The sequence below is a fragment of the Pseudomonas sp. COR18 genome, assembly GCF_048568395.1.
GTDB lineage: Bacteria > Pseudomonadota > Gammaproteobacteria > Pseudomonadales > Pseudomonadaceae > Aquipseudomonas > Aquipseudomonas fuscovaginae_B.
Map to the genome: position 1 here is coordinate 2,964,243 of NZ_CP183808.1, position 19,634 is coordinate 2,983,876.

At 64.9% G+C, this 19,634-nt stretch carries 18 protein-coding genes; 15 read left to right on the forward strand and 3 right to left on the reverse strand.

The features are described 5' to 3' along the window. Positions 1–15: 15 nt before the first annotated feature. Both ACM62G_RS13625 and ACM62G_RS13630 read left to right on the forward strand, forming a co-directional pair. The gene (locus ACM62G_RS13625) at positions 16–1,272 is read left to right on the forward strand and encodes an SDR family oxidoreductase (RefSeq protein ID WP_273823298.1); all 1,257 of its coding nucleotides are present in this window, start codon (positions 16–18) and stop codon (positions 1,270–1,272) included. Beyond that, entirely contained in the window at positions 1,269–1,736 is a 468-nt protein-coding gene (locus ACM62G_RS13630; protein ID WP_419737314.1) for a DUF2269 family protein, read from the forward strand. Before ACM62G_RS13625 ends, ACM62G_RS13630 begins: the two co-directional genes overlap by 4 nt. 148 nt (positions 1,737–1,884) lie before the next feature. Here the strand turns inward: ACM62G_RS13630 and ACM62G_RS13635 are convergent, their stop codons facing one another. Beyond that, a complete protein-coding gene (locus tag ACM62G_RS13635; protein ID WP_273823299.1) occupies positions 1,885–2,541 on the reverse strand; it encodes an HAD family hydrolase in 657 nt (218 codons plus the stop codon). A 143-nt stretch (positions 2,542–2,684) separates the two neighbouring features. Between ACM62G_RS13635 and ACM62G_RS13640 the strand changes: the two genes are divergently transcribed. Then, entirely contained in the window at positions 2,685–3,164 is a 480-nt protein-coding gene (locus ACM62G_RS13640) for an RNA pyrophosphohydrolase (RefSeq protein ID WP_026145062.1), read from the forward strand. A 21-nt stretch (positions 3,165–3,185) separates the two neighbouring features. Next, the gene (ptsP, locus tag ACM62G_RS13645) at positions 3,186–5,459 is read left to right on the forward strand and encodes a phosphoenolpyruvate--protein phosphotransferase (protein WP_054058649.1); all 2,274 of its coding nucleotides are present in this window, start codon (positions 3,186–3,188) and stop codon (positions 5,457–5,459) included. 163 nt (positions 5,460–5,622) lie between these two features. On the opposite strand, the gene ACM62G_RS13650 is transcribed toward ptsP, so the two are convergent. Beyond that, positions 5,623–6,369, reverse strand: coding sequence for an NRDE family protein (locus ACM62G_RS13650; protein ID WP_419737315.1), 747 nt, complete (start codon positions 6,367–6,369; stop codon positions 5,623–5,625). Positions 6,370–6,478: 109 nt separating this feature from the next. Between ACM62G_RS13650 and ACM62G_RS13655 the strand changes: the two genes are divergently transcribed. From ACM62G_RS13655 to ACM62G_RS13665, 3 genes are all read left to right on the forward strand, one after another. Then, positions 6,479–7,261 (forward strand): sulfite exporter TauE/SafE family protein, encoded by a 783-nt coding sequence (locus ACM62G_RS13655; RefSeq protein WP_054058651.1) that lies wholly within the window; start codon positions 6,479–6,481, stop codon positions 7,259–7,261. Positions 7,262–7,388: 127 nt separating this feature from the next. Continuing rightward, entirely contained in the window at positions 7,389–8,210 is an 822-nt protein-coding gene (gene lgt / locus ACM62G_RS13660; RefSeq protein ID WP_054058652.1) for a prolipoprotein diacylglyceryl transferase, read from the forward strand. Positions 8,211–8,258: 48 nt separating this feature from the next. Continuing rightward, complete coding sequence (locus tag ACM62G_RS13665) at positions 8,259–9,230, forward strand: thymidylate synthase (protein WP_054063564.1); 972 nt, start codon at positions 8,259–8,261, stop codon at positions 9,228–9,230. Positions 9,231–9,355: 125 nt separating this feature from the next. Here ACM62G_RS13665 and cadR read toward each other — a convergent pair whose 3' ends face one another. Continuing rightward, positions 9,356–9,805, reverse strand: coding sequence for a Cd(II)/Pb(II)-responsive transcriptional regulator (cadR, locus tag ACM62G_RS13670; protein WP_054063563.1), 450 nt, complete (start codon positions 9,803–9,805; stop codon positions 9,356–9,358). Between the two features lie 85 nt (positions 9,806–9,890). Here cadR and ACM62G_RS13675 point away from each other — a divergent pair, with 85 nt between their 5' ends. The 8 genes from ACM62G_RS13675 (at position 9,891) to ACM62G_RS13710 (ending at position 19,580) form a co-directional block, all read left to right on the forward strand. Then, the gene (locus ACM62G_RS13675; protein WP_419737316.1) at positions 9,891–12,281 is read left to right on the forward strand and encodes a heavy metal translocating P-type ATPase; all 2,391 of its coding nucleotides are present in this window, start codon (positions 9,891–9,893) and stop codon (positions 12,279–12,281) included. Between the two features lie 16 nt (positions 12,282–12,297). Then, positions 12,298–13,161 (forward strand): LysR family transcriptional regulator, encoded by an 864-nt coding sequence (locus tag ACM62G_RS13680; protein WP_054058655.1) that lies wholly within the window; start codon positions 12,298–12,300, stop codon positions 13,159–13,161. Positions 13,162–13,468: 307 nt separating this feature from the next. Continuing rightward, positions 13,469–14,545, forward strand: a complete 1,077-nt coding sequence (locus tag ACM62G_RS13685) for a putative 2-aminoethylphosphonate ABC transporter ATP-binding protein (protein ID WP_419737317.1) — start codon at positions 13,469–13,471, stop codon at positions 14,543–14,545. Between the two features lies 1 nt (position 14,546). After that, positions 14,547–16,271: a putative 2-aminoethylphosphonate ABC transporter permease subunit gene (locus tag ACM62G_RS13690; RefSeq protein WP_419737318.1), complete on the forward strand. Its 1,725-nt coding sequence runs from the start codon at positions 14,547–14,549 to the stop codon at positions 16,269–16,271. Positions 16,272–16,312: 41 nt separating this feature from the next. Then, a complete protein-coding gene (locus ACM62G_RS13695) occupies positions 16,313–17,335 on the forward strand; it encodes a putative 2-aminoethylphosphonate ABC transporter substrate-binding protein (protein WP_419737319.1) in 1,023 nt (340 codons plus the stop codon). Between the two features lie 158 nt (positions 17,336–17,493). Continuing rightward, positions 17,494–18,633: a TIGR03364 family FAD-dependent oxidoreductase gene (locus ACM62G_RS13700; protein ID WP_419737320.1), complete on the forward strand. Its 1,140-nt coding sequence runs from the start codon at positions 17,494–17,496 to the stop codon at positions 18,631–18,633. After that, the gene (locus ACM62G_RS13705) at positions 18,630–19,196 is read left to right on the forward strand and encodes a phosphonate degradation HD-domain oxygenase (protein ID WP_419737321.1); all 567 of its coding nucleotides are present in this window, start codon (positions 18,630–18,632) and stop codon (positions 19,194–19,196) included. Before ACM62G_RS13700 ends, ACM62G_RS13705 begins: the two co-directional genes overlap by 4 nt. Positions 19,197–19,424: 228 nt before the next feature. Beyond that, complete coding sequence (locus ACM62G_RS13710; protein ID WP_160319861.1) at positions 19,425–19,580, forward strand: hypothetical protein; 156 nt, start codon at positions 19,425–19,427, stop codon at positions 19,578–19,580. Positions 19,581–19,634: the final 54 nt, after the last annotated feature.

Consider the following 19,634-nt stretch of genomic DNA (forward strand, 5'->3'; position numbering starts at 1 on the left):
CCGCCAGGGATCGTCATGAAAGTTCTTCTGGTGGGGGCCACGGGTTTCGTGGGTCGCCACCTGCTTGCCGCGCTGACCGCCAACGGTCATGAGGTGATCGCTACCAGCCGGCGTCGCCATTCCCGGGATTTGTCCGAAGTCGAGTGGCAGGTTCTCGATCTGGATCTGCTGGCCAGCGATCCCCAGCACTTCGTGATCCCCCCGGGTGTCGATCTGCTGATCAACGCGGCGGGCCTGATGAGTGTCGATCGCCAGGCCTTGCAGCGCACCCAGGATCGCGGCACGCGGGCGCTGTTCGACCTGGCGGCGGCGCGGGGGCTGCGGGTCCTGCATATTTCCGCGTTGGGCGCCGGCGAGCAGCCGGACGTGCCTTTCCTGGCCAGCAAGGCGGCAGCCGATGCCTATCTGATGGAACTGGGCGTATCCGCTGTGGTGTTGCGGCCGTCGTTGCTGGTGGGCGCGGGCGGGACCAGCAGTGGCTGGTTGACGCGCCTGTCGCCCTGGCCGCTGATTCCCCTGCTCGATCTTGAGGCCCGCTTGCAGCCGGTGCATATCGATGACTTGTCCGGTGCGGTGCTGGCGTTGTTGCGGCACTGGCCGTCTTCCTCGCGGGTGCTGCCGTTGGTCGGGCCGCAAGCCTTGACCCTGGCGCAACTGCTCGATCACCTGCGCGCGGCCCAGGGCTGGGCGCCGGCACGTTACCTGAGGATCCCCTCATGGCTGGCGACGGCAGGTGCCTGGTGTGGCGAGCGCCTGGGTTGGCTGGCGTGGAATCGCCAGTGCCTGCGCATGGCCCGGCGCGACAATGTCGCCGATCCCGAATTGCTGGGGGCGCTGTGCGGCTACCGGGCGGCGCCGTTGGCGACCCATCTGGTCGACTGGCCGAACGCCGCGCAAAGCGTCCAGGCGGCCTTGCGCCCGCTGATGCTGGCGGTGATGCTGCTGATCTGGTTCGGCACGGCCGCGGTCTGTCTGGGGCCGGGTTACGACTGGAGCCTGCGGATCATGGCCGAATCCGGCGTGACGGGCGAGGCTGCGCGTTTCGCCGTGTGGCTCGGTTCGTTGTGCGATGCCCTGCTCGGGTTGGGCATGCTGCTGCGGCGCTGGCGCCGCCGGGCGTTGCAGGCCCAGTTGCTGCTGATGGCCGGCTACACCCTGATCATCACCCTGGTGCTGCCGCACTACTGGTTTGACCCCTACGCTGCCGTCGCCAAGAACCTGGTGCTGATGGTCGCGACTCTCTGGCTGTTATGGACTGAACCGCGTCGATGAGCGCCTACCTGATACTCAAGACCCTGCATATCCTGTCTTCCACCATTCTCTTCGGCCTCGGCGCCGGCTCCGCCTATTACGCCTTGCGTGCCTGGCGTACCGGCAGGGTCGAGGTGATCGCCGTAACGTTCCGCCATCTGGTGTTCGCCGATTGGGCCTTCACCACCACCACGGCGGTGTTCCAGCCGTTGAGCGGCCTGGGACTGGCGTACCTGGCGGGCTGGCCGCTGACCCAGGGCTGGCTGCTGTGGAGCATGGGCTTGTTCGTGCTGGCGGGGATCTGCTGGTTGCCGGTGGTGTGGCTGCAGATCCGCGTGCACAGGATGGCCGATCAGGCGTTGCGTGAAGGCTCGCCGATGCCGCTGAAGGCGCAAACGTATATGCGTTGGTGGTTTGCGCTGGGTTGGCCGGCGTTCCTGGCGTTCATGGCGATCTTCTACCTGATGGTGGCCAAGCCGGCCTGAGCGCCTTGTGGTGGTCTTGCGGGCCTCTTCGCGGGCAAGCCCTGCTCCTACAGATTCGAGGCGTACTGGGCTCTTGTGTACGACACGGTCTTGTAGGAGCAGGGCTTGCCCGCGAAGAGGCCGCCAGGTCTTGCCTGGCTCCAGGGGGTCAGCCGCGCAGGCTGATCACTGGCCAGCCACGCCGCTCGGCCTCGGCCCGCAGGTTCGGGTCCGGGTCCACCGCGACCGGATTGCTCACCTGCTCCAGCAGTGGCAGGTCGTTCATCGAATCGCTGTAGAAGTAGCTGTCCTGCAGGCTGTGCCCGGTCTCTTCCAGCCAGCGGTTCAGGCGCGTCACCTTGCCTTCGCGAAAGCACGGCACGTCGGTGCTGCGCCCGGTGTAGCGGCCGTCGACCATTTCACACTCGGTGGCGATCAGGGTCTCGACGCCCAGGCGTGCGGCAATCGGTCCGGTCACGAAACGGTTGGTCGCGGTGATGATGACCAGCTTGTCGCCGGCATCGCGATGCCGGGCCAGCAGTTCCAGGGCCTTGGGCAGGACGATCGGCTCGATGCAGTCGCGCATGTAGTCGCGGTGCCATTCATCCAGTTGCGCCCTCTCGGTGCGACCGAGAATTTCCAGGCAGAAGTTCAGGTACTCGGCGTTGTCCAGCTTGCCGGCCAGGTAGTCCTGATAGAACTCGTCGTTGCGGGTTTTGTAGGCCACCGGGTCGAGAATGCCCCGTTCGCACAGGTAATCGCCCCAGGCGTGGTCGCTGTCGCCGCCCAAAAGTGTGTTGTCCAAGTCGAATAAAGCCAGACGCATTGCAGTTACTCGCTGAAAAGCCTGTAAAAAGGCGATCAGAATACGGTCTTTTCACAAGAGTGCACATAAGGTATGGCGGTGCGTTGCTGCTTTCACAACCTTTGTGGAACAATGCGATGACATGCGTTTACGAGGTGGTTGCCGTGATCGACCCCGATGGTTTCCGTCCTAATGTCGGGATAATTCTGACGAATGATGCTGGTCAGGTCTTATGGGCCCGGCGCATCAATCAAGATGCATGGCAGTTTCCGCAAGGTGGGATCAATCCTGACGAGACGCCTGAAGAGGCCTTGTACCGCGAATTGAACGAAGAAGTCGGCCTGGAACGAGAGGATGTGCAAATTCTGGCCTGTACCCGGGGCTGGTTGCGCTATCGTTTGCCGCAACGTCTGGTGCGTACCCACAGCCAACCGCTGTGCATCGGCCAGAAACAGAAATGGTTTCTCCTGCGCCTGCTGTCCAACGAGCAGCGGGTGCGGATGGATCTGACCGGTAAACCGGAGTTCGATGGCTGGCGCTGGGTCAGCTATTGGTACCCGTTGGGCCAGGTGGTGACATTCAAGCGCGAGGTTTATCGTCGCGCGCTCAAAGAGCTTGCCCCGCGCCTTTTAACGCGCGACTGACACGGAGTTCGACCCCGAGCCATGCTCAATACGCTGCGCAAGATCGTCCAGGAAGTTAACTCCGCCAAGGATCTCAAGACGGCGTTGGGGATTATTGTCTTGCGCGTCAAAGAGGCCATGGGCAGCCAGGTCTGCTCGGTCTACTTGCTCGACCCCGAGACCAATCGCTTCGTACTGATGGCCACCGAAGGCCTGAACAAACGCTCCATCGGCAAGGTCAGCATGGCGCCGAACGAGGGCCTGGTCGGCCTGGTCGGCACGCGCGAAGAACCGCTGAACCTCGAAAATGCCGCCGATCACCCACGCTATCGCTACTTCGCCGAGACCGGCGAGGAGCGTTACGCGTCATTCCTCGGCGCGCCCATCATCCACCACCGTCGCGTCGTCGGCGTGTTGGTCATCCAGCAGAAGGAACGTCGCCAGTTCGACGAGGGCGAAGAAGCCTTCCTGGTGACCATGAGCGCCCAGTTGGCCGGGGTTATCGCCCATGCCGAGGCGACCGGCTCCATCCGTGGCCTGGGCCGTGAAGGCAAGGGCATCCAGGAAACCAAGTTCGTCGGCGTACCGGGTTCGCCAGGTGCGGCGGTCGGTACCGCGGTGGTCATGTTGCCGCCAGCGGACCTGGATGTGGTGCCGGACAAGGCCATCACCGATATCGACGCCGAGCTGGCGCTGTTCAAGACGGCCATCGAGGGCGTGCGCAACGACATGCGCACCCTGTCGGCCAAGCTGGCCACCCAGTTGCGGCCGGAAGAACGGGCGTTGTTCGACGTCTACCTGATGATGCTCGACGATGCCTCGCTGGGCAGCGAAGTCACCAACGTCATCAAGACCGGTCAGTGGGCCCAGGGCGCCTTGCGCCAGGTGGTCACCGATCACGTCAACCGCTTCGAACTGATGGATGACGACTACCTGCGCGAGCGCGCCTCGGACGTCAAGGACCTGGGTCGCCGCCTGCTGGCCTACCTGCAGTCCGAGCGCCAGCAGAACATGGTCTACCCGAAGAACACCATCCTGGTCAGTGAGGAACTGACCGCGACCATGCTCGGCGAGGTGCCGGAGGGCAACCTGGTCGGTCTGGTGTCGGTACTCGGTTCGGGTAACTCCCACGTTGCGATCCTGGCCCGGGCCATGGGCATCCCGACGGTGATGGGCCTGGTCGACCTGCCGTATTCCAAGGTCGATGGCATCGAGCTGATCGTCGATGGCGCCCGCGGCGAAGTCTTCACCAACCCCGGCGAGTTGCTGCGCAAGCAGTACGTCAGCGTGGTGGAGGAGGAGCGCCAGCTGTCCCAGGGCCTCGATGCCCTGCGCGAACTGCCTTGCGTGACCACCGATGGCCACCGCATGCCGCTGTGGGTCAACACCGGCCTGCTCGCCGACGTCGCCCGCGCGCAACAGCGTGGCGCGGAAGGCGTGGGCCTGTACCGCACCGAAGTGCCGTTCATGATCAACCAGCGCTTCCCGAGCGAGAAGGAACAGCTGGCGATCTACCGCGAACAGCTTTCGGCGTTCCATCCGCAGCCGGTGACCATGCGCAGCCTGGACGTCGGTGGTGACAAGTCGCTGTCGTACTTCCCGATCGTCGAGGACAACCCGTTCCTCGGCTGGCGCGGCATTCGCGTGACCCTCGACCACCCGGAAATCTTCCTGGTGCAGACCCGGGCCATGCTCAAGGCCAGTGAAGGCCTGAACAACCTGCGTATCCTGCTGCCGATGATCTCCGGCACCCACGAGGTGGAAGAAGCACTGCATCTTATCCACAGGGCCTGGGGCGAAGTGCGCGACGAAGGCACTGATGTGCCGATGCCGCCGGTGGGGGTGATGGTCGAGATTCCGGCGGCGGTGTACCAGACCCGCGAACTGGCGCGTCAGGTGGATTTCCTCTCGGTCGGCTCCAACGACCTGACCCAGTACCTGCTGGCCGTCGACCGCAACAACCCACGGGTCGCCGACCTGTACGATTACCTGCACCCGGCGGTGCTGCAGGCCCTGCAGAACGTGGTGCGCGATGCCCATGCCGAAGGCAAGCCGGTGAGCATCTGCGGCGAGATGGCGGGCGATCCGGCGGCGGCGGTGCTGTTGATGGCGATGGGCTTCGACAGCCTGTCGATGAACGCCACCAACCTGCCGAAAGTGAAATGGATGCTGCGCCAGATCAGCCTGAGCAAGTCGCAGGAATTGCTGGCCCAGGTGATGACCATCGACAACCCGCAAGTTATCCACAGCACCTTGCAATTGGCCCTGAAGAACCTCGGGCTGGGGCGGATGGCCAATCCGGTGGTCAAGCACTGATCATCGGTAGGTGTGACGCGGAGCGTCACTGGCGGCATTCCCACACGGAGCGTGGGAACGATCAGTCTTCGCAACCTGTCTCGATCATCCCCGCACTCCGCGACCCGCTCCGATCCTGCCCACGCTCCGCGTGGGAAGGCATTCCGGGACGCTCCGCGTCCACTCAGACCGTCAACTCCACCTCGCCCAGATGCCCGCCATGGGGGCCGAAGCTGCGTTCGACCAGATGCCGCGTGCCATCAGCCCCGACGATCAGCGCCGTGCTCGCCCGCGTGCCGTAGCTGGGGCTGGCGATGAAAATGCTCGACAACAGGCTCTCGGTCGCCAGGCCCACGCCGGTATCCGGCAGTTCGACGAATGGCGCGATGGTCGGATCGGCCAGCAGGGCCAGCAGATTTTCCGGCGAGGGCCGTTCCAGTGCCTGCGCCAGTGCCGCCCTGGCCTTCAGCAGTTTCGGCCATGGCGTGTCGAGTCCGGCATTCGACAAGCCGTAGATCCCCTCCGGCAGTCGACGTGGCTGCCCTTCATGGGAATTGAAGTGCCAGAGTTCCTCGGCATCGCCCAGCAGCAGGTTGAAACCGGCGTACTCCGGTGATCGTGCGACGATATCCTGGAGATAATCGGCAATCGGGGTGTTTGCGCCGAGAAATCGCGCCACCAGCTCGCCCCGTGAGCGGCGTGCCGGCGGCTGATGCGGATTACGGATATTGGTCAGCGCGGCGAAGCGCCGCCGAGCGCCGACGCCCAGCCAGGTCCCGCCGGCTTCCAGGTCGCGTCCGGCGTAGACTTGCGGGTTTTCCGGCCACTGCCCCAGCGGCAGGCTCGGCCGGGCGTAGAACTCGTCGCGGTTGGCCGCAACGATCAGCGGCTGGGCATGGCCCGGGCGCCAGGCGAAGACAATCAGGCACATCAGGTGATCCCTCTGTGGTTTCCCCCACTTTACGCAGGGTGCCGTTCGTCATCCAGTAGAGACGAGCGGCATGCATCCGTTACCATGCCGGACTTGTTTCGGGGGTTGCATGGAATTTCTGCTCTATTTGCTGCTGGGTGCCTGTGCGGGCGTACTGGCCGGGCTGTTCGGCGTCGGTGGCGGGATCATCATCGTCCCGGTGCTGGTGTTCAGCTTCACCCTGCAGGGGTTCGACAGTTCGATCCTGACGCACCTGGCGGTCGGCACTTCCCTGGCCACCATCATTTTCACGTCGATCAACACCATTCGCGGTCATCATCGGCGGGGCGCGGTACGCTGGCCGATCTTCGCCTGGATGGCCGTGGGTATCCTGCTCGGCTCGGGACTCGGCGCACTGACGGCCAAGGCGATTGCCGGGCCGAACCTGCAGAAGATCATCGGCGTTTTCGCCCTGATCGTCTCCGTGCAGATGGCGCTGGACCTCAAGCCCAAAAGTCGTCGGGAGATTCCCGGCAAGGCCGGCCTGGGCCTGGCGGGTGTGGTGATCGGCTGGGCTTCGGCGATTTTCGGCATCGGTGGCGGTTCGCTGACCGTGCCGTTCCTGACCTGGCGCAGCCTGCCGATGCAGCAGGCGGTGGCGACCTCGTCGGCCTGTGGCCTGCCGATCGCCGTGGCCAGCGCCATCAGCTTCATGCTGCTGGGCTGGCATGACCCGTTGCTGCCGGAGCACAGCCTGGGCTTCATCTATCTGCCGGCCTTGCTCGGCATTGCCCTGACCAGTATGTTTTTTGCCCGCTTCGGCGTGCAACTGGCGCACAGGCTTTCGCCGTTGCTGCTCAAGCGGCTGTTTGCCGGACTATTGTTCTGTGTCGGGATGAAGTTCCTGATCTGAACCTCAGGCCCGGTTCAGCGGACCGGGCGCAATATTGGCTTAATCGCGGGTCTTCATCATGACCCGCTGGCCCGCTTGCCGCCTGGGTTAACGGGCCCCGAATTTTCTACTCTACCAAGGAGTCGCAATGCTGCCTTACCCGCAGATCGACCCGGTGGCCGTCGCCATCGGCCCGCTGAAAATCCACTGGTACGGCCTGATGTACCTGGTCGGCATTGGCGGTGCGTGGCTGCTGGCCTCCCGGCGCCTGAACCGTTTCGACCCGACCTGGACCAAGGAGAAACTCTCCGACATGGTGTTCTGGCTGGCCATGGGGGTGATCGTCGGCGGGCGCCTGGGTTACGTGCTGTTCTACGATCTGCCAGCCTACATTGCCAATCCGATGCTGATCTTCGAGGTCTGGAAGGGCGGCATGGCCTTCCATGGCGGCTTCATCGGCGTGATGCTGGCGGCCTGGTGGTTCGGCCGGCGTAACGGCAAGTCGTTCTTCGAACTGATGGACTTCGTCGCACCGATGGTCCCGATCGGCCTGGGCGCCGGGCGGATCGGCAACTTCATCAACGCCGAACTGTGGGGCAAGCCGAGCGACGTGCCGTGGGCGATGGTGTTCCCGCCGTTCAGCGACCCGGCGCAGTTGCCACGCCATCCGTCGCAGTTGTACCAGTTCGCCCTCGAGGGTGTGGCACTGTTCATCATCCTCTGGCTGTTCTCGCGCAAGCCGCGGCCGACCATGGCGGTTTCCGGCATGTTCGCGTTGTTCTACGGGATCTTCCGTTTTATCGTCGAGTTCGTCCGGGTGCCGGATGCGCAGCTTGGCTATCTGGCATTCGGCTGGGTGACCATGGGGCAGATTCTCAGCCTGCCGATGATCATCGGTGGCCTGGCGCTGTTGTGGTTCGCCTATCGCCGCAACCCGACCACTCCGGCAACGAAAGACGCCGCGCTTTAAATTCGAATCGGGGCCCGCGGGCCCCGTATTCAAGGATGCAGGTAACTCATGAAGCAATATCTCGATCTGGTCGCCCATGTCATCAAGAACGGCACCAAGCAGGCCAACCGTACCGGTGTGAACACCATCAGCTTTCCCGGCGCGATGCTACGTTACGACCTCAAGGAAGGTTTCCCGGCGATCACCACCCGCAAGCTGGCCTTCAAGTCCGCCATCGGCGAGATGTGCGGCTTTCTGCGCGGGGTGAACAACGCCGCCGAGTTCCGTGCGTTGGGTTGCAAGGTCTGGGACCAGAACGCCAACGAGAACGCCCAGTGGCTGGCCAACCCGTTCCGCCAGGGCGATGACGACCTCGGTGAGATCTACGGCGTGCAGTGGCGCAAGTGGCCGGCCTACAAGCAGATTCCGGCGAGCAATCGCGCGGCCATCGAGCAGACCCTGGCCCAGGGCTACCGGCAGATCGCCCAGGGCGAGGAGGACGGCCAGGCCTATGTGGTGCTGTACAAGGCGATCGACCAGGTACGCCAGTGCGTCGACACCATCATCAAGGACCCGGGCAGCCGGCGCATCCTGTTCCACGGCTGGAACTGCGCGCAACTGGATGAAATGGCCCTGCCGCCGTGCCACCTGCTGTACCAGTTCCACCCGAATGTCGAGACGAAGGAAATCTCCCTGACCCTCTATATCCGCTCCAATGACCTGGGGCTGGGCACGCCGTTCAACCTGACCGAGGGCGCGGCCCTGCTGAGCCTGATCGGTCGCCTGACCGGCTACACGCCGCGCTGGTTCACCTATTTCATCGGCGATGCCCATGTGTATGAAAACCACCTGGACATGCTCAACGAACAGCTCGCCCGCGAGCCGTTCCCGATGCCGAAGCTGGTGATTGCCGAGCGGGTGCCGGAGTTCGCCAGGACCGGCAAGTACGAGCCGGAATGGCTGGAGAAGGTCGAACCGAGCGACTTCAGCCTGGAAGGCTATCAGCACCATGCGCCCCTGACGGCGCCGATGGCGGTCTAAGCAGCGCCTGGCTTTGCGGCTGGCGCTCCCTGTTGTTCCTACGATGATCGTGCTTCAGGCAGATCCTGGGTGCGCCACGACACTGTGGGAACAGGATGTATCCGCGAAAGCGCCGGTGTGGGTGGTCAGTGCCCGTGACTCCTGCCCACATGTGAGTGCTCCACTTCGGTCGGCACCACGCTGCCGCTGACCTCCAGCCGCTGCAGGATCGCGCACTGCTCCGCCTCCGGCCCGCCGCCACAGCGCTGGCGCAGGTCCAGCAACTGGGCCTGCAACGCCAGCAGTCCGTCGATCCGCGCCTTGACGTGGTGGATGTGCTCGTCGACCAGCGCGTTCACGCTCTCGCACTGGTCCTGGGGACTGTCGCGCAGGCTCAGCAGGCTGCGGATCTCCTCCAGGGTCATGTCCAGGCTGCGGCAGTTGCGGATGAAGGTCAGGCGCTCGACATGAGCCTGGGTGTACAGGCGGTAGTTGCCTTCGCTGCGCGCCGGTTCCGGTAGCAGGTTTTCCTTCTCGTAGTAACGGATGGTTTCCACCTGGCAGTCGGTGAGTTTCGCCAGTTCGCCAATCTTCATCGCCGGATCTCCCAAAAGGGGGCTTGACCCTATAGTGGCTACAGGGTGTTCACTTGGCAACAGGCACCTTTCAGGGACGTATCCCATGAGCGACTCCATCCACACCCCGCGCCAGCCTGGCAACGACCACCCGCACACGCACGAGCACGGCGGCTCCTGCTGTTCGAGCACCTTCGAGCCCACCTTCGGCACTGGCCATCAGCATGCTGATCATGATCACGATCATGCCGATAAACCGGCTCAGGGCACCTGCAAGCCGCTGCAGCCAGTGAAAGCCGGCCATGCCCACGATCACGGCAGGCATTCCCACAGCTGCTGCTCGTCCGCCGAAGCCCCGGCCCTGGTCAAGCTCGGCAATGGCCCCCGTGTCGATGGCCGCCTGAGCCGCTTCCGCATCGAAGCCATGGATTGCCCGACCGAACAGACGCTGATCCAGAACAAGCTGGGCAAGCTGGCGGGCATCCAGCAGCTGGAGTTCAACCTGATCAACCGGATTCTCGGCGTGACCCATGACCTGCCGTCGACCACCCCGATCGTCGAGGCGATCAAATCTTTGGGCATGCAGGCCGAGCCGCTGGAAGAGGGTGCGAGCGAGCAGGCCGCCAGCCAGCCTCCGGCAAGGAAACCCTGGTGGCCGCTGGTGGTTTCCGGAGTGGGCGCCCTCGCTGCCGAAGTCATCCACTTCACCAACGCCGCGCCCACCTGGGTGGTGGCCATCGTCGCACTGCTCTCGATCTTCAGCGGCGGTCTGGGCACTTACAAGAAGGGCTGGATCGCTCTGAAGAACCGCAACCTGAACATCAACGCGCTGATGAGCATCGCCGTGACCGGCGCCGTACTGATCGGACAGTGGCCGGAAGCGGCGATGGTGATGTTCCTCTTCACCATTGCCGAGCTGATCGAGGCGCGTTCGCTGGACCGTGCGCGCAACGCCATCGGCGGCCTGATGCAGATGGCCCCGGAAACGGCCACAGTGCGCCAGGCGGAGGGCAACTGGGTCGAGGTCGAGGTCAAGCGCGTCGAGCCCGGGGCTCTGGTGCGGGTCCGGCCCGGTGAGCGCATCGGCCTGGACGGTGAGGTGGTCTATGGGACTTCCAGTGTCGATCAGGCGCCGATCACCGGCGAAAGCCTGCCGGTCGAGAAGAATCCTGGCGACAAGGTGTTCGCCGGCACCATCAACCAGGCCGGTTCCCTGGACTATCGGGTAACGGCGGCAGCGGGCAATTCGACCCTGGCGCGGATCATCCATGCGGTGGAGCAGGCCCAGGGCGCGCGGGCACCGACCCAGCGTTTCGTCGACAGCTTCTCGAAGGTCTACACCCCGGCGGTATTCGCCCTGGCCCTGGCCGTGGCGGTGATTCCACCGCTGTTCATGGCGGGTGCCTGGTTCGACTGGATCTACCGGGCCTTGGTCCTGCTGGTGGTGGCCTGTCCTTGCGCCCTGGTGATCTCGACGCCGGTGAGCATCGTCAGCGGCCTCGCAGCGGCAGCGCGCAAGGGCATCCTGGTCAAGGGCGGAGTCTATCTGGAAAGCGGCCATCAACTCGACTATCTGGCGCTGGACAAGACCGGCACCATCACCCACGGCAAGCCGGTACTGACCGACGTCCTGCCGCTGCAAGCGCTGCACCGCGAGACGGCCCCGGCGATCGCCGCCAGCCTGGCGGCGCGCTCCGACCACCCGGTGTCCCTGGCGATCGCCCGCGATGCCCGGGACCGGCAGCTCGAACTGCGTGAGGTCGAGGCCTTCGAAGCCCTGGCCGGGCGTGGCGTCCGTGGCGACATTGGCGGCCAGCGCTATCACCTGGGCAACCATCGGCTGGTGGAAGAGCTGGGCCTGTGCTCACCGGCACTGGAGGAGAAACTCTTTGCCCTGGAAGAGCAAGGCAAGACTGTCGTGCTGTTGCTCGACCGCTCCGGCCCGCTGGCGTTGTTCGCCGTGGCCGACACGGTCAAGGACAGCAGCCGCGAAGCCATTCGTCAGTTGCACGAGCTGGGTATCAAGACCCTCATGCTCACGGGTGACAACCCGCACACGGCCAAGGCGATCGCCGCCCAAGTGGGCATCGACGAGGCCCGCGGCGACCTGTTGCCGACCGACAAGCTGCAGGCCATCGAGGCCTTGTACGCCAAGGGGCATCGGGTCGGCATGGTCGGTGACGGCATCAACGACGCGCCGGCGCTGGCCCGCGCCGAGATCGGTTTCGCCATGGCGGCGGCCGGCACCGATACCGCCATCGAAACCGCCGATGTCGCCCTGATGGACGACGATCTGCGCAAGATTCCTGCCTTCATTCGCCTCTCACGGCAGACTGCGGGTATCCTCAAGCAGAACATCGCCCTGGCGCTGGTCATCAAGGCGGTCTTTCTTGCGGTAACCTTCTTCGGTATGGCGACCATGTGGATGGCGGTGTTCGCCGACATGGGCGTCAGCCTGTTGGTGGTATTCAATGGCTTGCGCCTGTTGCGCAAATAGATGGTGAGAGAGTGATGTGCTGAGTGCGGAGCTGAAGGCGTTTTACATGGTCGCCCGCCTGGGCAGCATCACCCTGGCGGCGAAGAAACTCGGCCTCAGCCAGCCCACGGTCACCACTCAGATCCGTCACCTGGAGAGCCAGTACTCGGTCGAGCTGTTCTATCGCGGCGGCCGCCGACTGAGTGTCAGCGAGGACGGCGCGCGGCTGCTGCCGATGGTCAAGGCGCTGCTGCAGCAGGAGGCCGATATCGAATTCTTCCTGCGTAACAGCGGCCAGGTGCAGGGTGCCTTGCGTATTGCCGCGACCGCGCCGTACTACATCCTCGATCTGGTGAAGGCGTTCCGCGAGCGCCTGCCCCAGGTCGAGGTGTCGATGGAGATCGGCAATTCCCAGCAGGTCCTGGAGGCGCTGGAGGAATACCGGGTCGATGTCGCCGCCTCGTCGCAACTGCTCGAGGACCCGCGGCTGATCCGCCGGGTGTTGGGCAGCGACCCGCTGGTGCTGGCGGTGCATCGCAATCATCCGCTGGCGATTCATGACCATGTGCCTTTGAGCGCGCTGGCCGGGTACTGCCTGCTGATGCGCGAGGCGGGTTCGACCACCCGGCAACTGACCGAAGAGCTGTTGCGCGAGGCACGGGTCAGTCATGGGCCGCTGCTGGAAATCGGCAGTCGCGAGTCGATCCGCGAGGCGGTGTTGCGCAACATCGGCATCAGCATCATTGCCCGCCAGGAGGTGCCCCATGACCCGCAGTTGCGGGTGCTGACCATCGAGAACGCGCCGCAGATCCCGGAGTACCTGTATTGCCTCAAGGAGCGCAAGTCGGCGCGCCTGCCGGCGGCCTTCCTGGGCCTGGCGCAGGAGATGGCGCCGCTCTGACTGATGGGCGCCGGAAACTGAGGGAGCCGGATTTATCCGCGAAAGGGCCAGCCCAGACACCCCCTCACTATCCCATCGTTCCCTCGGTCCCCGTGGGCACACCTGCGAGGACGCTCGGCGTCCGCTCTTGTGACGCGGAGCGCCACGGGTTGCATACCCACGCAGAGCGTGGGAACGATCAAGATCTGCGTAGTTCTTATCCTACCCAAATCCACCAATACCACTATCGGCAGCTTTTGCCTTATTGCCACACGACGTACGCATTGTCTGCCTAGCATGACCTTCATCTGCTTGATGAGGTCTGTCCATGAACCACCCGATTGCCCACGCCCCGGTCAACCCCGGCGCCGCGCTGAAAGTCCGTGGGGTGCAGAAGCGCTTCGGCGCCTTTGCCGCACTGGAGAACGTCTCCCTCGACGTCGCCGCCGGCGAGCTGGTATGCCTGCTCGGGCCGTCGGGTTGCGGCAAGACCACTCTGCTGCGCTGCATCGCCGGCCTCGAGCGCCAGGACGATGGCGAGTTGTTCCTCGGCGAGCGCAATGTTTCCGAACTGCCACCCCAGGCCCGTGACTACGGCATCCTGTTCCAGTCCTACGCGCTGTTCCCCAACCTGACCGTGGAGGCCAACATCGCCTACGGCCTGAGCGGCAGTAGCCGTGACCACGTGCGTCAGCGTGTTGCGCAGATGCTCGAACTGGTCGGCCTGGCCGGCAGCGAGAAGAAGTATCCCGGCCAGCTCTCCGGCGGTCAGCAGCAGCGTGTGGCGCTGGCCCGCGCCCTGGCGCCGGCACCGTCGCTGCTGTTGCTCGACGAGCCGATGTCGGCCCTCGACGCCCGGGTGCGCGAGCACCTATGCAGCGAGTTGCGCCAGCTGCAGCGCAGCCTCGGCGTGACCACGCTGATGGTCACCCACAATCAGGATGAGGCCATGCTGATGGCCGACCGCATCGCCGTGATGAACAACGGCAAGGTCGAGCAGTACGCCACGCCCCAGGACATCTACGACAGGCCGGCCACTCCGTTCGTCGCCGGGTTCGTCGGCCAGGGCAACTGGCTGCCGTTCCAGCAGCGCAGCACCCGGCATGCCCAGGTCGGCACCCTGCAATTGCGCCTGGCCGACGGGGCCCCGCGGGCCGGCTCCGGTCGGCTGTTCTGCCGCCCCGAGTCGATCAGCGTCAACCCGCAGGTGCATGAGGAAAACCTGTTCGCCGCGCGGGTGCGGGAAATCACCTTTCTCGGCAATCGCTGCCGCATGAGCTTCGAGCTCAACGAACTGCCCGGCCATCCGCTGCTGGCCGAAGTCGGTCCGCAGGACATGCCGCGCCTGGGCTCGCCGGATATCTGGGTCGCGCTGCCCCCGCGCAGCCTCCAGGTGTTCGCCTGAGATGGCCGCACAAATCGGCCTGGCGCTGCCGCGCCAATCGACCCCGGCGGCCAGGCGCGGCGACCTCGGGGATCGACTGTTCGTGGTCGGCGGCAAACTGCTCTGGCTCGGCCTGCTGGCTGTCTCGGTGCTGTTGCCGCTGCTGGCGATCTTCTGGCGCGGCTTCAGCAACGAGGCCGGGCAGGGCGGTGGCTGGCTCGCCGCGCGGGAGCTGCTGGGCAGCGACAACTTCCATTGGCTGCTGGGCAACAGCCTCAAGGTTTCCTTCAGCGTCGCGGCGATCGTCGTACCGCTGGCCTACCTGTTCGCCTACGCCCTGCAACGCACGCTGATTCCCGGCAAGACCCTCTGGCGCGGCCTGTCGCTGCTGCCGCTGATGGCGCCCTCGATGCTGCCGGGGATCGCCCTGGTCTACCTGTTCGGCAACCAGGGGCTGTTGCGCGGCCTGTTGGCGGACAACATCTACGGCTTCTGGGGCATCGTCCTCGGTGAAGTCATCTACACCTTTCCCCATGCGCTGATGATCCTGCTGTCGGCGCTGTCCCTGGCCGATGCGCGGCTGTTCGACGCCGCTTCGAGCATGGGCGCCAGCCCGTGGAAGGCCTACCGCAGCATCACCTGGCCGGCGACCCGGCAGGCGGTGTTCGCCGCCCTGTGCCTGGTCTTCACCCTGACCATCACCGACTTTGGCGTGCCGGTGGTGGTGGGCGGCGATTACCAAGTGCTGGCGCTGGAAGCCTACAAGGCGGTGGTCGGCCAGCAGCAGTTCGGGCGTGGCTCGCTCATCGGCATGATCCTGCTGCTACCGGCGCTGCTGAGCTTTGCCGTCGATACCTGGCTGCGACGGCGCCAGGGCGATGCCATGAGCGGTCGGGCCCAGGTGTTCCAGCCGCTGCGCAACCCGGCGCGGGATTCGTGTTACCTGGTGATCGTGCTGTTGCTCTGCGCCGCGTTGCTGCTGGTGTTCGGCATGGCGGTGTATTCGTCGCTGGTGAAATTCTGGCCGTACAACCTGTCGTTGTCCCTGAGCCACTACCGCTTTGACGAGACGGCGGGCGGCGGCTGGCTGGCCTATCGCAACAGCCTGACCCTGGCCCTGTGCACCGCGCTGATCGGCAGCGCGCTGATCTTCAGCGGTGCCTACCTGATGGAAAAGACCCGCGGCCAGCGCGGCCTGAACCTGGCCCTGCGCCTGCTCAGCTTCGTGCCGATGGCGGTGCCGGGCCTGGTCCTGGGGTTGGGCTACGTGTTCTTCTTCAACCTCGTCGGCAACCCGCTGCACGTGTTCTACGGGACCATGACCCTGCTGGTGGTGTGCACCATCGCCCACTACCTGACCACCGCGCAGATGACCGCGACCACCGCCCTGCGCCAGCTCGACGGCGAGTTCGAGGCCGCCGCGCTGTCGCTCGGGACGCCGCTGTACCGGCACTACCTGCGGGTCACGCTGCCGATCTGCCTGCCGGCCGTGCTGGACATCATCCGCTACCTGTTCGTCTCGGCGATGACCACGGTGTCGGCGGCGATCTTCCTCTACAGCCCCGACACCATCCTCGCCGCGGTCGCCGTGCTGAACATGGACGACGCCGGCAACGTCGGCGGCGCGGCGGCCATGTCGACCCTGATCCTGTTCACCTCGGCGGGCGTGTCCCTGCTGCTGGCCTGGGCCTCGCGCGGTTTGCTGCGCCGTACCCAGGCCTGGCGGCAGAGCGTGCCCGGCCATTGATTCGTCCACCAGCACAGCCCTAGACCTCAAGGAACCGCATCATGTTCAAGCCGTTGACCCTTGCCGCCGCCGTCCTCTCGCTGTTCAGCCTCAACGCCTTCGCGGCGAAGACCGAACTGACCGTCTATACCGCCCTTGAAGCCGAGCAGCTCAAGAGCTACAAGGACGCGTTCGAGAAGGCCAACCCGGATATCGGCATCAAGTGGGTGCGTGATTCCACCGGCATCATCACCGCCAAGCTGCTGGCCGAGAAGGCCCGGCCACAGGCCGATGCGGTGTGGGGCCTGGCCGCGTCGAGCCTGGCGATCCTCGACCAGCAGGGCATGCTGCAGAGCTATGCACCGAAGGACCTGGGCAAGATCGGCGACCACTACCGCGATCCGGCCAACCCGCCGGCCTGGGTCGGCATGGACGTCTGGGCCGCGACTATCTGCTTCAACACCGTCGAGGCGCAGAAGCAGCACCTGAACAAGCCGGTGAGCTGGCAGGACCTGACCAAACCCGAGTACAAGGGCAAGATCGTCATGCCCAACCCGGCCTCGTCCGGCACCGGTTTTCTCGATGTCAGCGCCTGGTTGCAGACCTTCGGCGAGAAGCAGGGCTGGCAGTACATGGATGACCTGCACCAGAACATCGGCCAGTACGTCCACTCCGGTTCCAAGCCCTGCAAACTGGCGGCGGCGGGTGAGTTCCCGATCGGCATTTCCTTCGAATACCCGGCCATTCAACTCAAGCGCCAGGGGGCGCCGCTGGACATCGTCCTGCCGAAGGAAGGCCTGGGTTGGGAGATCGAAGCGACGGCGGTGATCAAGGGCACTCCCCATGAAGAGGCCGCGAAGAAACTGGCCGACTTCTCCGCCAGCCCGGCGGCCATGGCGCTGTACAAGGAAAACTTCGCCGTGCTGGCCCAGCCGGGGATCGCCAGGCCACAGACCGAGTTGCCGGCCGACTACGAGCAGCGCCTGATCAGGAACGACTTCGCCTGGGCCTCGAAGCACCGCGACGAGATCCTGGCCGAATGGCGCAAGCGCTATGACGGCAAGTCGGAGAAGGTTGCCCAGTAAGTCCCTGGCCGAGCCCGAACCTTCGATCGTTCCCGCGCTCCGCGTGGGAACGCCTCTCTGGACGCTCGGCGTCCGCTCTTGTGACGCACAGCGTCACGGGCTGCATTCCCACGCGGAGCGTGGGAGCGATCAACCTGGCCATTGCTTCAGGACCCTTCATGACCTATCACAGCGACATCCTCATCGTCGGCGCCGGTATCCTCGGCCTGTCCCACGCCTATGCCGCCGCCCGCCGCGGCCTCAAGGTGCGGGTCTTCGAGCGCAGCGCCACGCCCCTGGGCGCGTCGATCCGCAATTTCGGCCAGGCGTTGGTCACCGGCCAGCCGCCAGGCGTCATGCTCGACCTGGCCCGCGCCAGCCGCGAGATCTGGGGCCACTGGTCGCAGCACGCCGGTTTCGAACTCAAGCGCAACGGCAGCTACCTGTTCGCCCGCAGCGAAGCCGAGGAACACCTGCTGGAAGCCTTCTGCGCCGGCCGGGCCCGCGAGCACGGCTACCGGGTGAAACTGTTGCAGGGGCGGGCCCTGGCCGACCTGCACGGCGGCCAGTTCAGCCATCATCGCGCCGCCCTGCACGGCCTGGATGACCAGCAACTGTATTCCCGCGAGGCGATCCCGACGCTGATCGACTACCTGCATCGCGAGCTGGGCGTCGAATTCCACTTCTCGACCCTGGTCCGCGAGGTCGAGTCCGGCCAGTTGCACAGCACCGCGGGGACCTTCCGCGGCACGCAGATCGTGGTCTGTTCGGGCCACGACTACCAGACCCTGCTGGCCGAGTCGCTGGCGACCCTGCAGCCGAGCATCTGCCGCCTGCAGATGCTCCGCGCCCGCCCGTTGCCCAGCGGGCTGGACCTGCAACACGCCGTGCTGACCGGTCTCAGTTGCGTGCACTACGGCGCCTTCGCCGATCTGCCGGAAGCAGCGGCGATCCGGGCGCAGATCCAGCGCGAAAGCCCGCACCTGCAGGAGCACGGTATCCACCTGCTGATCAGCCCGACACCCCATGGCGAGTTGATCATCGGTGATTCCCATCACTACGGCAGCGATCCGTCGCCGTTCAATGCCGAACAGGTGGATAACTGGATGCTGGAACTGGCCGAGCACACCCTCGGTTGCAAGGTCCAGGTGCTCGAGCGCTGGCAGGGCGTCTACGGTGCCAAGGGACCGGGCCCGTTCTCGTTCCTGCAGGCCGCGCCCGGCGTGCACGCGGCGCTGATGCACACCGGTGTCGGCATGAGCGTCGGCCCGGCCATGGCCGAGGCCAATATCGCCACGTTGCTGGGGGAGAGCCGATGAGCCGGGTCGAACAGGTGCTGGACGAGGTCTTCGGCCTCTACCGGCAGTTCGGCAGCGCCGACTACATCGGCGAGTCGGTTTCGCAACTGGAGCACATGTCCCAGGCCGCACAACGGGCGATGGCCGAAGGCTGCGACGACGAAGTGGTGCTGGCGGCGTTCTTCCACGACATCGGGCATATCTGCCCACGGCCGACGGCGGCGGACCGGAACATGGGCGGCTATGGCATCGCCAGCCACGAACGCCTGGGCGCGGACTATCTGCGCCGTGCCGGGTTCAGCGAACGGCTTGCGCGGTTGGTGGAGTATCACGTACAGGCCAAGCGTTATCTGACCTTGGTCGAGCCGGGGTACTACGAGCGTCTGAGCGAGGCCAGTCGGCGAACGCTGGAGTACCAGGGCGGGATGATGACCCTGCAAGAGGCCACCGACTTCGCGCAGGACCCCCTGTGCGACTTGAGCCTGCGCATGCGTCAGTGGGATGAACAGGCCAAGCTCGAAGGCGTGCCTGTGCTGGATCTGCAAATCCTGCGGGCCAAGGCGGCCAGTCTGCTGGGACTGTAGGGCTTTGCCTTGCTTCCTACTTGGCTGGAAGATGTGTCTGTAGGTATGTGTAGGTCTTTGCTCTGTTAGATGGTTGAACCTTCGGATATCCCGCCGCAGTCGCCTCGCTGAAAATGTGCCCATGGCCTGCCAAGGTTCCAGACCCGCGGGCCTTGCGGTATTCGGGCAGGCAGGAGGCCTTTTCTGTCGCCCCATGCCGCCTCATTCTCAAACAAGTCGAGGTTACTCATGAGCAATACTCAAACTGAAGATGTCACCGTGCAGGAAATGACCCTTGAGCAGACGGAGGAGGTTCGTGGTTCGGGTCTTCTCGCGGAGCTCGGCTTGTTGATCGATGTGGCCTATGAGTCGTTCAAGGGAGTCACGGAGAAATACAGCAACTGAGCAAGCCTTTCTTGGGCATCGCCGAATGATCGAGGCTTGGCTCCTGAACGGGGC

What these genes read in the sequence shown, in the direction of transcription:
- ACM62G_RS13665 (WP_054063564.1), top strand. Translation starts at nt 8,259, where the DNA reads ATGAAGCAATATCTCGATCTGGTCGCCCATGTCATCAAGAACGGCACC.
- ACM62G_RS13695 (WP_419737319.1), top strand. Translation starts at nt 16,313, where the DNA reads ATGTTCAAGCCGTTGACCCTTGCCGCCGCCGTCCTCTCGCTGTTCAGC.
- ACM62G_RS13675 (WP_419737316.1), top strand. Translation starts at nt 9,891, where the DNA reads ATGAGCGACTCCATCCACACCCCGCGCCAGCCTGGCAACGACCACCCG.
- ACM62G_RS13655 (WP_054058651.1), top strand. Translation starts at nt 6,479, where the DNA reads ATGGAATTTCTGCTCTATTTGCTGCTGGGTGCCTGTGCGGGCGTACTG.
- ACM62G_RS13635 (WP_273823299.1), bottom strand. Translation starts at nt 2,541, where the DNA reads ATGCGTCTGGCTTTATTCGACTTGGACAACACACTTTTGGGCGGCGAC.
- ACM62G_RS13650 (WP_419737315.1), bottom strand. Translation starts at nt 6,369, where the DNA reads ATGTGCCTGATTGTCTTCGCCTGGCGCCCGGGCCATGCCCAGCCGCTG.
- ACM62G_RS13690 (WP_419737318.1), top strand. Translation starts at nt 14,547, where the DNA reads ATGGCCGCACAAATCGGCCTGGCGCTGCCGCGCCAATCGACCCCGGCG.
- ptsP (WP_054058649.1), top strand. Translation starts at nt 3,186, where the DNA reads ATGCTCAATACGCTGCGCAAGATCGTCCAGGAAGTTAACTCCGCCAAG.
- ACM62G_RS13625 (WP_273823298.1), top strand. Translation starts at nt 16, where the DNA reads ATGAAAGTTCTTCTGGTGGGGGCCACGGGTTTCGTGGGTCGCCACCTG.
- cadR (WP_054063563.1), bottom strand. Translation starts at nt 9,805, where the DNA reads ATGAAGATTGGCGAACTGGCGAAACTCACCGACTGCCAGGTGGAAACC.
- ACM62G_RS13700 (WP_419737320.1), top strand. Translation starts at nt 17,494, where the DNA reads ATGACCTATCACAGCGACATCCTCATCGTCGGCGCCGGTATCCTCGGC.
- lgt (WP_054058652.1), top strand. Translation starts at nt 7,389, where the DNA reads ATGCTGCCTTACCCGCAGATCGACCCGGTGGCCGTCGCCATCGGCCCG.
- ACM62G_RS13710 (WP_160319861.1), top strand. Translation starts at nt 19,425, where the DNA reads ATGAGCAATACTCAAACTGAAGATGTCACCGTGCAGGAAATGACCCTT.
- ACM62G_RS13685 (WP_419737317.1), top strand. Translation starts at nt 13,469, where the DNA reads ATGAACCACCCGATTGCCCACGCCCCGGTCAACCCCGGCGCCGCGCTG.
- ACM62G_RS13630 (WP_419737314.1), top strand. Translation starts at nt 1,269, where the DNA reads ATGAGCGCCTACCTGATACTCAAGACCCTGCATATCCTGTCTTCCACC.
- ACM62G_RS13705 (WP_419737321.1), top strand. Translation starts at nt 18,630, where the DNA reads ATGAGCCGGGTCGAACAGGTGCTGGACGAGGTCTTCGGCCTCTACCGG.